The 14,269-nt window shown below is 65.5% G+C and carries 12 protein-coding genes and 1 tRNA gene; 11 read left to right on the forward strand and 2 right to left on the reverse strand.

Translation table 11 applies throughout. The features are described 5' to 3' along the window. Nucleotides 1–54: 54 nt before the first annotated feature. On the reverse strand, nt 55–741 hold the full coding sequence (locus A5686_RS23300; RefSeq protein ID WP_067939583.1) for a glycoside hydrolase: 687 nt from the start codon (nt 739–741) through the stop codon (nt 55–57). 87 nt (nt 742–828) lie between these two features. Between A5686_RS23300 and A5686_RS23305 the strand changes: the two genes are divergently transcribed. Further along, a complete protein-coding gene (locus A5686_RS23305; RefSeq protein ID WP_067939586.1) occupies nt 829–1,329 on the forward strand; it encodes a nitroreductase family deazaflavin-dependent oxidoreductase in 501 nt (166 codons plus the stop codon). A 1,032-nt stretch (nt 1,330–2,361) separates the two neighbouring features. Here A5686_RS23305 and A5686_RS23315 read toward each other — a convergent pair. Further along, a tRNA-Arg gene (locus A5686_RS23315) sits at nt 2,362–2,437 on the reverse strand. A gap of 127 nt (nt 2,438–2,564) precedes the next feature. Here A5686_RS23315 and argS point away from each other — a divergent pair. The 10 genes from argS (at nt 2,565) to A5686_RS23365 (ending at nt 14,248) form a co-directional block, all read left to right on the forward strand. Further along, the gene (gene argS, locus A5686_RS23320; protein ID WP_067939589.1) at nt 2,565–4,217 is read left to right on the forward strand and encodes an arginine--tRNA ligase; all 1,653 of its coding nucleotides are present in this window, start codon (nt 2,565–2,567) and stop codon (nt 4,215–4,217) included. Next, the gene (gene lysA / locus A5686_RS23325) at nt 4,214–5,632 is read left to right on the forward strand and encodes a diaminopimelate decarboxylase (protein WP_067939222.1); all 1,419 of its coding nucleotides are present in this window, start codon (nt 4,214–4,216) and stop codon (nt 5,630–5,632) included. Before argS ends, lysA begins: the two co-directional genes overlap by 4 nt. A 3-nt stretch (nt 5,633–5,635) precedes the next feature. Next, nucleotides 5,636–6,961, forward strand: a complete 1,326-nt coding sequence (locus tag A5686_RS23330; RefSeq protein ID WP_067939227.1) for a homoserine dehydrogenase — start codon at nt 5,636–5,638, stop codon at nt 6,959–6,961. Further along, nucleotides 6,958–8,040 carry a threonine synthase gene (thrC, locus tag A5686_RS23335; protein ID WP_067939231.1) on the forward strand — a complete coding sequence of 361 codons (1,083 nt, stop codon included), beginning with the start codon at nt 6,958–6,960 and terminating at the stop codon, nt 8,038–8,040. Before A5686_RS23330 ends, thrC begins: the two co-directional genes overlap by 4 nt. Before the next feature lie 29 nt (nt 8,041–8,069). Next, on the forward strand, nt 8,070–9,005 hold the full coding sequence (thrB, locus tag A5686_RS23340) for a homoserine kinase (RefSeq protein ID WP_067939592.1): 936 nt from the start codon (nt 8,070–8,072) through the stop codon (nt 9,003–9,005). A 267-nt stretch (nt 9,006–9,272) separates the two neighbouring features. Beyond that, complete coding sequence (gene rho, locus A5686_RS23345) at nt 9,273–11,129, forward strand: transcription termination factor Rho (protein WP_067939234.1); 1,857 nt, start codon at nt 9,273–9,275, stop codon at nt 11,127–11,129. Nucleotides 11,130–11,318: 189 nt separating this feature from the next. Next, the gene (gene rpmE, locus A5686_RS23350; protein WP_067939595.1) at nt 11,319–11,549 is read left to right on the forward strand and encodes a 50S ribosomal protein L31; all 231 of its coding nucleotides are present in this window, start codon (nt 11,319–11,321) and stop codon (nt 11,547–11,549) included. 98 nt (nt 11,550–11,647) lie between these two features. Further along, entirely contained in the window at nt 11,648–12,721 is a 1,074-nt protein-coding gene (gene prfA, locus A5686_RS23355) for a peptide chain release factor 1 (protein ID WP_067939598.1), read from the forward strand. Then, entirely contained in the window at nt 12,718–13,596 is an 879-nt protein-coding gene (prmC, locus tag A5686_RS23360; RefSeq protein ID WP_067939238.1) for a peptide chain release factor N(5)-glutamine methyltransferase, read from the forward strand. The genes prfA and prmC overlap by 4 nt, the downstream gene beginning before the upstream one ends. Continuing rightward, nucleotides 13,589–14,248: an L-threonylcarbamoyladenylate synthase gene (locus tag A5686_RS23365; RefSeq protein ID WP_067939241.1), complete on the forward strand. Its 660-nt coding sequence runs from the start codon at nt 13,589–13,591 to the stop codon at nt 14,246–14,248. The genes prmC and A5686_RS23365 overlap by 8 nt, the downstream gene beginning before the upstream one ends. Nucleotides 14,249–14,269: the final 21 nt, after the last annotated feature.

Here is a 14,269-nt window from a genome sequence, read left to right on the forward strand (position 1 = left end):
CCGCGGCGCCGCATGGCACGGCCGAGCGAGATCAGCGGGGTAATAACTTGCGGATCAGTCCCGCGGCGTAGGGGTCATCGAGGCGATGTAATAGGTTTCGTGCCCGTTCGGGTAGCCGCCGCCGCCGGTGGCAATGTGAACATGGTCGTAATGGTCTGCGGTCTCTGAGCCCAGGTCCGCCATCCAGTTGCCCCCGCCGACGCCCGGATAGATCTTCTGCCGCCAGATCACGTGGTTGATGCCCCATCGTTTCGCGTTCGCCAAGGCGTAGCCGGCGATCTGGTTGCCGAGTTCGATGCCCTCGGCGCTGTGGTAGTTCGGGATCATCACGTCGATCGCCAGCCCGTTGGGATGCCACGGCAGCGCGTCCTCGCGGTATCCGCCGATTGTCTTGATCTGAGGGAAGAGCACGCTGATGACGCGCGCCGCCCAAATCGTCTTGACCTGCAACCGTTCCTCGGACGCGACGCCGCGAGGCAATGCGAGCTGAAATTGCTGACCCGCAGAAGGGGCGGGCGGGGCCAGCGCCATCAATGCTTCCACCTCGGCCTGGCTGGCGGCCCGCGCCGCGCCGGCAGGTGGTGGAGCCGCGGCGGCGCTGGTCGTGGGGGCCGCCTCGGGGGTCTCGACACAGCACCGCGTCGTGGTGCCCTGCGCGTGGATCATCGCGGCGGAGACGACGAGCGAAGCCGCTACCGCGAGCCATCGGCCCCGGCCGTTAGCGAACACTTTCACGCCCACGACCAGCAGCTTAATGTCGTTTGTGACGCGTGGGGTGCGTTTTCCGATTGCTTGTTCACGACCGGGCGTGGGGACCACAATGACACCATGCCTGGGCGATCGTTTGACGACGCGAATGCCTTCCATCGGGCGATGCGCCGCTTCGCCTCCACGACCGTAGGGGTGGCGCTTCTTCGTCCGACCGCGCACCACCTCGACCGCCTCATCACCAAGGCCACCGGTGGTAGGCGCAGCTTCGCAGAGGTCGCGACCGGGGTCCCCGTGGTCATGCTCACCACCACGGGCGCCAAATCGGGTCAACCACGCACCGTCGCCGTTTACGGCATCCCGCACCCGGACGGCGTGGGCCTCATCGCGTCCAACTTCGGCGGTACCAAGCATCCGGCCTGGTACCACAATTTGAAAGCGAACCCGGAAGCGACGGTCACCATCGGCCGCGATACCTGGCGTGCCACCGCGCGGCTCGCGACGCCACGGGAGCGCGACGAGATCTGGGCCAAAGGTGTGGCGCTGTATCCCGGCTGGCGAAAGTACGAAGTGCGGGCCGGAGATCGACACATTGAGGCTTTCGTGCTGGCACGACGCTGAACCGACCCGCACCGGCGGGCGGTGATATCCCTCACGCCGGAAACCGAATCGTCCGCCTACGGCAGAGCTTCGGCGGGCCGCGATCCATATACCGCAACACCGCGTGATCTAGGGCGAAGAGGGGCACTGACATGGCGTCCTAGTGCCGGTTTTTTGCGCTGGCAGCTGTGTCTTGACTGGTCGGCCGACTACTCCCCGGTTGGGGACCTTTATACGCGTGTCTAAGAAGCATTCCAAATAAGTCACGAAGAAAACACGACCGGCGAGTCTGGCGATTGATGTCTTTACAGTTGGCCAATGACCGTTACGAAAATAGCGATGATCAGTGCTGTCGCGTTCGCGAACGTGATTTCCGCAGCGGCGATAGCATCTGGTTATCCTCACCAGCAGATGCCTACTTTGCTTATGCTGAATTTACCTATCGTCCCGACAACTTCGACTTGCTACGACGAGGCCTGCCAATCACCTCTGGACAGCAATCCAGGCGAGTCGTGGCGCATGCAAGTTGAGTCAGTGGCGATCGGTCCAACGTCATGACAGTGTTGTTCGCGACAGAGTGGCCCACCGAGGTATGGGCTGTCGAATACACCAATATCCGCAACGAGCGTGTGGTTGACGTCATGGACACCTTGGATGCCGCTCAACGGTTTATCGAGAAGGTAGACAGGAACTATTGGGCGGAGCCAGTGCTCCTCCGCAGTAGGGCGAATTTTTTCCCTTGTGCGCCCGATGGTTGCGATCCAGACCATATCGCCGAGCTCCCCAAACCCATCAAGCGACAATGGTCGCTATTCAGAACAGCAGTTGGCATTAAGCGCAAATATTCACGCCATACCGACGGGTTTGCAAATCTCCCCAAGTGACCGTCCGAAGCGAGCCAGAGGCGGTTGCCCCATATCGCCGATGAAATCCTGATCACAAGTGCGTGATGGAATTCGCGTGGCGAAAACAGCTGGAGACGGCACGTCACTAGAAGCAGGAAGCTACGCCACTGAATTGCACGAATGCCGCACGGAATTCTGCCTGTGCTAATGGTGCCCCCGGCAGGATTCGAACCTGCGGCCTTCTGCTCCGGAGGCAGACGCTCTATCCCCTGAGCTACGGGGGCGCACCGACATACCTGTTGCGCCATGGGGCTTGCGAACAAGCAGAGACAGACTAACGCATTGAGGCTGCCGCCCCGCCACCGCAATGGATTCGAGGCGGGGACGCCCCAGCCAATAGGATGAATGGTCGTGACCCCCGCTGACCTCGCTGAGCTGCTCAAAACCACCGCCGTCGCGGTGCTGGCCGAGCGCGGGCTGGATGCTGCCTCGCTACCGCAGACGGTCACAGTGGAGCGTCCGCGCAATCCCGAGCATGGCGATTACGCCAGTAATTTGGCGTTGCAACTCGGCAAAAAGATCGGTGCCAATCCCCGCGAGCTGGCCGGGTGGCTCGCCGAGGCGCTGTCACAGGCGGACGGCATCGCGTCGGCCGAGGTCGCCGGACCCGGCTTCATCAACCTGCGTCTCGAGGCATCGGCGCAAGCCGTCGTCGTCACCAACGTCATTGACGCCGGCGACCGCTTCGGCCACTCCGACGCACTGGCCGGCCGCCACATCAACTTGGAGTTCGTGTCGGCCAACCCGACCGGGCCGATCCATATCGGCGGGACCCGCTGGGCCGCCGTCGGCGACGCGTTGGGCCGGCTCTTATCCACCCAGGGCGCCGACGTGGTGCGCGAATACTATTTCAACGATCACGGCGCCCAGATCGACCGGTTCGCCAGCTCGCTGATCGCCGCGGCCAAGGGCGAGCCCACCCCCGAAGACGGGTACGCCGGCGCCTACATCAACGACATCGCCGCCCAGGTGTTGCAGAAGGCGCCAGAGGCGCTGAGTCTGCCCGACGCCGAGATGCGCGAGACCTTCCGCCAAATCGGTGTCGACCTGATGTTCAACCACATCAAGGAGTCGTTGCACGAGTTCGGCACCGACTTCGACATCTACACCCACGAAGACTCTATGCACACCAGCGGTCGGGTCGACGAAGCCATCGCCCGGCTGCGCGAAACGGGCAACATCTACGAGAAGGACGGCGCAACGTGGTTGCGCACCAGCGCCTTCGGCGACGACAAGGACCGCGTCGTCATCAAAAGCGACGGCAAGCCGGCCTACATCGCGGGTGACATCGCCTACTACCTGGACAAGCGACAGCGGGGCTTCGACCTGTCCATCTACATGCTGGGGGCCGACCACCACGGATACATCGCCCGGCTCAAGGCCGTGGCGGCGGCCTTCGGCGACGACCCGGCCGCGGTCGAGGTGCTCATCGGGCAGCTGGTCAACCTGGTCCGCGACGGCCAGCCGGTCCGAATGAGCAAGCGAGCCGGAACGGTGATCACGCTGGACGACCTCGTAGAGGCGATCGGCGTCGATGCCGCGCGCTACAGCCTGATCCGTTCTTCGGTGGACACCCCCATCGACATCGACCTGGCGCTGTGGTCCTCGGCGTCGAATGAAAACCCGGTCTATTACGTGCAATACGCGCACGCGCGGCTCTCGGCGCTGGCCCGCAACGCCGCCGAACTCGGCCTGGTCCCCGATACCGGGCACCTCGAGCTGCTCAGCCACGATAAGGAGGGGGCGCTGCTGCGCACCATCGGCGAATTCCCGCGGGTGCTCGCCACCGCGGCAACGCTGCGCGAACCCCACCGGGTATGCCGATACTTGGAAGACGTCGCCGGCGACTACCACCGGTTCTACGACTCGTGCCGGGTCTTGCCGCAGGGCGACGAGTCACCGACCGATCTGCACACCGCGCGCCTGGCGCTGTGCCAAGCGACCCGCCAGGTGATCGCCAACGGGCTGGCCATACTGGGCGTCACCGCTCCGGAGCGAATGTGAACGTTCACCCCGCCGGTCCTCGGCACGCCGAAGAGACCCGCCACGCCGAAAGCCCGCTACGACCGCAATCCCCCGAGGAGTTGCTGTTGCTGGCGCCCAACGTCTGGCCCCGCAACGTTGCTCGCGACGAGGCCGGAGTCACCAGCATCGCGGGAGTAGCGGTGACCGATCTCGCCCAGGAGTACGGCACCCCACTGTTCGTCGTCGACGAGGACGACTTCCGGTCTCGCTGTCGAGAGATCGCGTCGGCCTTCGGCGGCGGCAAAAACGTCCACTACGCCGCCAAGGCGTTCCTGTGCAGCGAAATAGCGCGCTGGATCGACGAAGAAGGACTCTCCCTCGACGTGTGCACCGGCGGTGAGCTGGCCGTCGCGCTGCACGCTGACTTCCCGCCGGAGCGAATCACCTTCCACGGCAACAACAAATCCGTTGCCGAGCTGACGGCAGCGGTCAAAGCGGGTGTCGGCCATGTCGTGTTGGACTCGATGGTTGAGATCGAGCGGCTCGATACCATCGCGCGGGAGGCGGGCATCGTCCAGGATGTTTTCGTTCGCCTCACGGTCGGTGTCGAGGCGCACACCCATGAGTTCATCTCCACGGCACACGAGGACCAGAAGTTCGGGTTGTCGTTGGCGAGCGGTGCGGCTTTGGACGCGGTCGGCAGGGTATTCGACACGCAGCACCTGCGGCTGGTAGGTCTGCACAGCCATATCGGTTCGCAGATCTTCGACGTCGCCGGCTTTGAACTCGCCGCGCGCCGGGTCATCGGTCTGCTGCACAAGGCCGTCGAACAATTCGGTGTCGAGAAAACCGCGCAGATCTCCACCGTGGATCTGGGTGGTGGACTGGGCATTTCCTATCTCGCCGCGGACGATCCGCCGCCGATGGATGAGCTGGCGGCCAAGCTGAGCGAGATCGTGCGGAACGAGTCCGCGGCCGTGGGCCTGCCGGCCCCGCGGCTGGTAGTCGAGCCGGGGCGCGCCATCGCCGGGCCCGGCACCATCACGCTCTACGAAGTGGGCACGGTCAAGGACGTCGACGTCAGCGCCACCGCTCATCGGCGCTATGTCAGCGTCGACGGCGGCATGAGCGACAACATCCGCACCGCACTCTATGACGCGCAGTACGATGCCCGTTTGGTCTCACGGCTCAGCGATGCACCGGCGGAGCTGGCCCGTTTAGTCGGAAAGCATTGCGAGAGCGGCGATATCGTGGTGCGCGACACCTGGGTCCCGGGGGACCTGCGACCCGGCGACCTGATCGGGGTGGCTGCCACCGGCGCCTACTGTTATTCCTTGTCGAGTCGTTACAACATGATTTGCCGCCCGGCCGTCGTCGCGGTGCGGGACGCGCGCGCGCGTCTGATCTTGCGCCGTGAGACGGTCGACGATCTATTGAGTCTGGAAGTGAGGTGACCTGTGCCCCGTGACGAAAGGCCGGTAGGCGTGGCGGTACTCGGGTTGGGCAACGTCGGCAGCGAAGTTGTCCGAATCATCGGGGACAGCGCCGATGACCTCGCCGCTCGCGTCGGCGCGCCCGTCGTGTTACGCGGCGTCGGAGTGCGCCGCGTCGCCGAGGGACGCGGTGTCCCTGTCGAACTGCTCACCAACGACATCGAAGAACTCGCCGCGCGCGAGGACGTCGACATCGTCGTGGAACTGATGGGACCGGTGGAGCCGGCCCGCAAAGCCATCCTCTGTGCCCTCGAGCACGGTAAATCGGTAGTCACCGCGAACAAGGCGCTGCTGGCCACCTCCACCGGCGAGTTGGCGCAGGCCGCCGAAAGTGCGAATGTCGACCTGTATTTCGAGGCGGCCGTCGCCGGTGCCATCCCGGTCATCCGTCCGCTGACGCAGTCGTTGGCCGGCGACACGGTGTTACGGGTGGCCGGAATCGTCAACGGCACCACCAACTACATCTTGTCCGCGATGGACGACACCGGTGCCGACTACGAAACGGCGCTTGCCGAAGCCAGCGCGCTGGGCTACGCCGAGGCCGACCCCACCGCCGACGTCGAGGGCTACGACGCGGCGGCCAAGGCCGCGATTCTGGCGTCCATCGCTTTCCACACCCGGGTGACCGCCGACAACGTCTACCGCGAAGGCATCACCAAAGTCACCCCGGCCGACTTCGAGTCGGCCAAAGCGCTGGGCTGCACCATCAAATTGCTGTCCATCTGCGAGCGCATCACGACCGACACCGGCCAGGAGCGGGTTTCGGCCCGCGTCTATCCGGCGTTGGTGCCGTTGTCACACCCGCTGGCCGCAGTCAACGGCGCCTTCAACGCGGTGGTGGTCGAGGCAAAGGCGGCCGGGCGGTTGATGTTCTACGGCCAGGGTGCCGGCGGCGCGCCGACCGCGTCCGCGGTAACCGGTGACATGGTGATGGCCGCACGCAACCGGGTGCTGGGCAGTCGCGGGCCGAAGGAATCCAGATATGCCCAGCTTCCGGTGGCCCCAATGGGTTTCATCTCCACGCGCTATTACGTCAGCATGAACGTCGCCGACAAGCCCGGTGTGCTCTCCTCAGTGGCAGCCGAATTCGCCAAGCGCGAGGTGAGCATCGCCGAGGTCCGTCAGGAAGGCGTCGTGGACGAAGGCGGGCGACGGGTGGGGGCCCGCATCGTCGTGGTCACCCACACCGCCACCGATGCGGCGCTGTCTGAAACCGTCGAGGCGCTGGCTGATTTGGATGCGGTGCAGACCGTGACCAGCGTGCTGCGATTGGAAGGGACCACCCTGTGAGCGCACCGCGTACCGCCGTTCATCAGCCGTGGCCCGGTCTCATCGAGGCATACCGGGATCGGTTGCCGGTCGGCGACGACTGGACCCCGGTCACCCTGCTCGAGGGGGGTACACCGCTGATAGCGGCGGGCCGGATCTCGGAAAGAACCGGCTGCACGGTGCATCTGAAGGTCGAAGGCCTCAATCCCACGGGCTCTTTCAAAGACCGGGGCATGACAATGGCAGTCACCGACGCGTTGGCCCGTGGCCAGCAGGCGGTGTTGTGCGCGTCGACCGGGAACACCTCGGCGTCGGCGGCGGCATATGCGGCGCGAGCCGGTATCACCTGCGCTGTGCTGATACCGCAGGGCAAGATCGCGATGGGCAAGCTGGCGCAGGCGGTTATGCACGGCGCCAAGATCATTCAGATCGACGGCAACTTCGACGACTGCCTCGAGTTGGCCCGCAAGATGGCCACCGATTTTCCGACGATCGCCTTGGTCAACTCCGTCAACCCGGTGCGAATCGAGGGACAAAAGACTGCGGCGTTCGAGATCGTCGACGCGCTCGGCACCGCGCCGGACGTGCACGCCCTGCCGGTCGGCAACGCGGGGAACATCACCGCGTACTGGAAGGGCTACACGGAGTATCACCACGAGGGCCTGATCGAGAAGTTGCCGCGCATGCTGGGCACCCAGGCGGCCGGCGCGGCCCCCCTGGTGCGTGGCGCCCCGGTCAAGAACCCGGAAACGATCGCCACCGCGATCCGCATCGGCGCGCCCGCGTCATGGACGGCTGCCGTTGACGCGCAGCAGCAATCGAACGGCCGCTTCTTGGCCGCAACCGACGAAGAGATCCTGGCCGCCTATCACCTTGTTGCCGAGTCCGAAGGCGTCTTCGTCGAACCCGCCTCGGCGGCCAGCATCGCCGGACTGCTCAAGGCCGTCGACGACGGTTGGGTGGCCCGCGGGTCGACGGTCGTGTGCACGGTGACCGGCAATGGCCTCAAGGACCCCGACACCGCGCTGCGGGATATGCCAACCGTGACTCCGCTGCCGGTGGACCCGGTACTGGTGGTCGAAAAGCTGGGGCTGGCCTAGTGACGAACGAAGGGCTGCTGACGACCCCGATGCTGCCTGCCGGCTTAGTGGCCAGCGCCGCGGTATCGGCGTCCAGCGCCAACCTTGGGCCCGGCTTCGACACTCTTGGTCTGGCGTTGAGCCTTTATGACGAAATCATCGTCGAGACCACCGATTCCGGGCTGGTTGTGCAGGTCGAGGGCGAGGGTGCAGGCCAGCTGACGGTGGGGCCCGAACATTTGGTGGTCCGTGCCCTGGACTGCGGGCTGCGGGCCATGGGGGTCCGTGCGCCGGGCCTGGTGGTGCGCTGCCGCAACGCGATCCCGCATTCGCGCGGCCTCGGCTCCTCGGCCGCGGCGGTGGTCGGCGGGCTGGCGGCCGCAAACGGCCTTGTCGCACAGACGGATTGGAAACCGCTCAGCGACAGTCAACTGATCCAGCTGTCCTCGGAGTTCGAGGGTCATCCCGACAACGCGGCTGCCGCCGTGTTGGGTGGTGCGGTCGTTGCGTGGGTTGATCGCAGTGGCACTCACCCGCAGTATGCGGCGGTGCCGCTGCGGCTCCATCCCGATATCCACCTGTACTCCGCGATTCCCGAGGAACGCTCACTCACCGCGGACACCCGTGTGCTGCTGCGCGAGCAGATCAGCCACGAGGACGCGCGCTTCAACGTCAGCCGGGCCGCGCTGCTGGTGGTAGCGCTCACTGAACGCCCGGACCTGCTCATGGCCGCCACCGAAGACGTGTTGCATCAGTCGCAGCGCGCACCTGCCATGCCGTCCTCTGCGGAATATTTGCGACTGTTGCGGCGTCATGACATTGCGACGACGCTCTCGGGGGCGGGACCTTCGCTGATCGCGCTGACCACCGCGCCCGAGTTACCTCCGGAAGTCATCGACTACGGCGCCACGATCGGATTCACCATCACCGAAATGACCGCCGGCGAACCAGCTCGCTGGAGCCCGGGAGTAACCGTCGTCGGTTGATCCACGGCATGGCCGGAGGGTTTGCTTGCTTCCGGCAAGGATGCGGGCTATCCTCGGAGCCGTCCAGCAATCGCAGCATCTGCATCTGCATCCATACTGCCTTGCCGCTAGGACAACACCAATTCTTCTTGTGGACGAGGTTCGCCGCTTACTCCGCCAATCCAGGCGATCACCGTTGCAATGTCGATGATTGGGCGCACTCGGCAATTTGCCTGAATGCAACGAACCCCCCGTATGACCTGATCAGCGGGGGAAGAAAGGAAATCCGTGACTGATACGGACCTGTTCACGGCTGGCGAAAACACTGATGCCAATCAACTGTCGAACGCCGTGACCGCTGACACTCCAGACGCGAAACGCAACGTCTCCGGTGGTGCACTGTCCACGATGGTGCTGCCCGAACTGCGCGCGCTGGCCAATGAAGTTGGCGTCAAAGGGACGTCGGGTATGCGTAAGAACGAACTGATCGCCGCGATCAAGGAAGTCCGGGGGCAGGCCAACGGCGCTCCCGCCAATGGCATCAAGTCCGCTGAGGCCAGCGGCAAGTCGGACAACAACGACAAGGACAAGAACGACGATAACAGCGCCGAGGCGCCGGCACCCGAGCGCGACCAGAATGGTGCGACGACCGAAGCGCCCCGCCGCGAACGACGCGGCGCGTCCCGCGACGCGGGATCTTCCGCTCGCGGCAACGACGAGGCCGACCGCGAGAGCTCAGGCAGCCGCGAAGGCGCCGCTCCCGGTGAGGCTGACCGCCGCGAGAAAACCAAGCAAGACAACAAGAATGACGACCGTGGCCAGGACGGCGGCGGCGACCAGGATCAGAATTCCGGCGGTCAGCAGGGCCGCGGAGGCTCCAACCAGCAGGACGACGACGGTGAGGGCCGTCAGGGCCGGCGGGGCCGCCGCTTCCGTGACCGCCGTCGCCGGGGTGAGCGATCCGGCGAGGGTGGCGACACCGAGCTGCGCGAGGACGACGTCGTTCAGCCGGTAGCCGGCATTCTTGACGTTCTCGACAATTACGCCTTCGTGCGCACCTCCGGGTACCTGGCCGGCCCGCACGACGTCTACGTGTCGATGAACATGGTGCGCAAGAACGGCCTGCGTCGTGGTGACGCGGTCACCGGCGCGGTGCGCGTGCCGAAGGAAGGCGAACAGCCCAACCAGCGGCAGAAGTTCAACCCGTTGGTGCGCCTGGACAGCGTCAACGGCGGCTCGGTCGAGGACGCCAAGAAGCGGCCCGATTTCTCCAAGCTGACGCCGTTGTACCCCAACCAGCGCCTTCGTCTGGAAACCACCAGCGACCGGCTGACCACCCGCGTCATCGACCTGATCATGCCGATCGGCAAGGGCCAGCGCGCGCTGATCGTCTCGCCGCCCAAGGCCGGTAAGACAACGATCCTGCAGGACATCGCCAACGCGATCACCAGGAACAACCCGGAATGCCACCTCATGGTCGTGCTCGTCGATGAGCGGCCCGAGGAGGTCACCGACATGACGCGCTCGGTCAAGGGTGAGGTCATCGCCTCAACCTTCGACCGGCCGCCTTCGGACCACACCTCGGTCGCCGAGCTCGCGATCGAACGGGCCAAGCGGCTGGTTGAGCAGGGCAAGGACGTCGTCGTGTTGCTGGACTCCATCACCCGACTCGGGCGCGCATATAACAACGCGTCGCCCGCCTCGGGCCGGATCCTGTCCGGTGGTGTCGACTCCACCGCGCTGTACCCGCCCAAGCGGTTTCTGGGCGCCGCGCGCAACATCGAGGAAGGCGGGTCGCTGACCATCATCGCCACCGCGATGGTCGAGACGGGGTCGACCGGTGACACGGTCATCTTCGAGGAGTTCAAGGGCACCGGTAATGCCGAGCTCAAGCTGGACCGCAAGATCTCCGAGCGGCGGGTCTTCCCGGCGGTGGATGTGAACCCGTCGGGTACCCGTAAGGACGAGTTGCTGCTTTCGCCGGATGAGTTCGCGATCGTGCACAAGCTGCGCCGCGTGCTGTCCGGCCTGGACTCGCATCAGGCCATTGACCTGCTGATGTCGCAGCTACGCAAGACCAAGAACAACTACGAGTTCCTGGTCCAGGTGTCCAAGACGACCCCCGGGGCGATGGATAACGACTAGCCCAGCGGGCGGACTCGAAGCCAGATGGGGTCTGGCGGGAATGCGCGGGAGCGGCCCGCTGTTTGGGATGATGGTGGTTGACCTGGCATAATCGAGGCTCGATTATCCGCTGACCGCGTGAGGTTCGGAGTTCACGCCCACCGTCCGGTTTCGAACGGGAGCGGGCGACAAACGATCGAAGAGGACATGATGAAAGCTGACATTCACCCCGCCTACGCGGAGACCACGGTGCTTTGCGGGTGTGGCAACACCTTCCAGACGCGCAGCACCAAGGACGGCGGGCGGATCGTCGTCGAGGTGTGCTCGCAGTGCCACCCCTTCTACACCGGCAAGCAGAAGATCCTCGACAGCGGTGGCCGCGTGGCCCGCTTCGAGAAGCGGTACGGCAAGCGCGGCGCCGGCGCTGCTGCCGACAAATAGCTCGGTTACCGACGCCCGAACTGTGCGCACCGTCGCACGGGCCGGGCGTCGGTTTTTGTTTGCGGTAACAACAGGCGACCCGGGCAGGAGGTGTGGCAGTGACCAAGCCGGTACAGACCATTGATGTGCTGTTGGCTGAGCATGCCGACCTCGAGCGGCGGCTGGCAGATCCGGAATTGCACAGCAATCCCGATGAGGCCCGCAAGGCCGGACGGCGGTTCGCGCGGCTGGCTCCGATCGTCGGCACCTACCGCAAGCTGGTGGCCGCGCGCGACGACTTGGAAGCGGCACGAGAGTTGGCCGCCGACGACGCATCCTTCGCCGACGAGGTGACGGATCTGGAAACCCAGGTGTCGGAGTTGGACACCCAGCTGACCGACATGCTGGCACCGCGCGACCCGCATGACCCCGACGACATCGTGCTCGAAGTGAAATCCGGTGAAGGCGGCGAAGAATCGGCCTTGTTCGCCGCTGATCTGGCGCGGATGTACATCCGCTACGCCGAACGGCACGGCTGGACCGTCACCGTGCTGGACGAAACCACCTCCGACCTCGGCGGTTACAAGGACGCCACGCTGGCGATCGCCAGCAAGGGCGACTCCGCCGACGGGGTCTGGTCGCGGATGAAATTCGAAGGTGGAGTGCACCGGGTGCAGCGCGTCCCGGTGACGGAATCCCAAGGCCGCGTTCATACTTCGGCGGCGGGTGTGCTCGTATATCCCGAACCCGAAGAAGTCGGCGAGGTGCAGATCGACGAGTCGGACCTGCGCATCGATGTCTATCGCTCGTCGGGGAAGGGCGGTCAAGGCGTCAACACCACCGACTCCGCGGTGCGCATCACGCACCTGCCCACCGGCATCGTCGTCACCTGTCAGAACGAACGATCGCAGCTGCAGAACAAGGCCCGCGCGCTACAGGTTCTGGCCGCGCGCCTGCAGGCCTTGGCCGAGGAGCAGGCGCTCGCCGACGCCTCGGCGGACCGGGCCAGCCAGATTCGCACCGTCGACCGCAGCGAACGCATCCGCACCTATAATTTCCCGGAAAACCGGATTGCGGACCATCGGATCAATTTCAAGTCGCACAACCTCGACCAGGTTCTCGACGGCGACCTCGACCCCCTGTTCGACGCCCTGGCCGCCGCTGACAAACAGTCCAGGCTGCAACAGGCATGAACGCCCTGCGGCGTGCGATCGACGATGCTGCGGTCACCCTTGCCGAAGCGGGAATCGATTCTGCGCGTTGGGATGCCGAGCAGCTGGCCGCGCACCTGGCGGGAACCGACCGCGGCCGCCTGGCCCTGCTGGCATCGCCCGACGACGACTTTCTCGGGCGCTACCGCGACGCCGTGGCCGCTCGTTCGCGGCGGGTGCCGTTGCAACATCTCGTGGGGACGGCGGCATTCGGCCCCGTGACGCTGCACGTCGGTCCGGGGGTCTTCACACCCCGGCCCGAGACCGAGGCCCTGCTGGAATGGGCCACCGCACAAGAACTCGCGGCGCAGCCCCTCATCGTCGACTTGTGCACCGGTTCGGGCGCCTTGGCCGTGGCGCTGGCCCACCACCGGCCGGCGGCGCGCATCGTCGCCATCGACAACTCCGATACCGCGCTGGGGTACGCGCGCCGCAATGCGCAGGGCACGACGATCGAGCTGCTGTGCGCCGACGTCACCGAGCTGGCCTCTCAACCGGGCATGCTCGCCGAACTGGACGGTCGAGTCGATCTGTTGGTGGCCAATCCACCCTATGTCCCCGACGATGCCGTACTGGATCCCGAAGTCGCGCAACATGATCCGCGGCGGGCCGTCTTCGGCGGTCCAGACGGGTTGGCGGTGATCGCCCCACTCGTCCGTCTCGCCGGTCGCTGGCTGCGCCCTGGCGGAGTGATCGGCGTCGAGCACGACGACACCACCTCCGCGCAGACGATTCAGTTATTCGGTCGCGCAGGATGTTTCGAAGACGTCCTAGCCCGGCGAGATCTGACCGGCCGACCACGATTCGTGACGGCCCGCAGGAGAGCAACTACGGGGGACAACGGCGCCGATGACTGACGTCTTCGACTGCGCCGACCCCAATCGGCGCTCACTCGGAATCGCCGCAGCGGCAGAAGCGCTCAAGGGTGGCCGGCTGGTCGTCATGCCGACCGACACCGTGTACGGCATCGCCGCCGACGCGTTCAACAGCGCCGCGGTCTCCGCGTTGCTGTCGGCGAAAGGCCGGGGTCGCGACATGCCGGTCGGTGTGCTGGTCGGCTCTTGGCACACTATCGAGGGACTCGTGTACACCATGCCGGACGGGGCCCGTGACCTCATTCGCGCTTTCTGGCCGGGGGCGTTGAGCCTCGTGGTCAACCAGGCGCCGTCATTGCAGTGGGATCTCGGCGATGCCCGCGGCACGGTGATGTTGCGCATGCCGCTGCACCCCGTTGCCATTGAACTGTTGCGCGAAGTCGGGCCGCTGGCGGTGTCGAGCGCCAACGTCTCCGGCCGTGCGGCCGCCGTGGACGCCAGCGAGGCGCGCAGCCAACTCGGCGATCTGGTGGACGTCTATCTCGAAGCGGGCCAATCCGATCAAGGTGCCGCCTCCACGATCGTCGATCTGACCGCTGCCACGCCGCGGATTCTGCGGCCGGGTCCGGTGAGCGCCGAGCGGATCGCAGAAGTACTCGCCGTCGATCCGGAAAGCTTGACCGCGCCGGCCTGACTGGAGCGGGTGTCGAGGTGC

The organism is Mycobacterium sp. E2479, from assembly GCF_001667925.1.
GTDB lineage: Bacteria > Actinomycetota > Actinomycetes > Mycobacteriales > Mycobacteriaceae > Mycobacterium.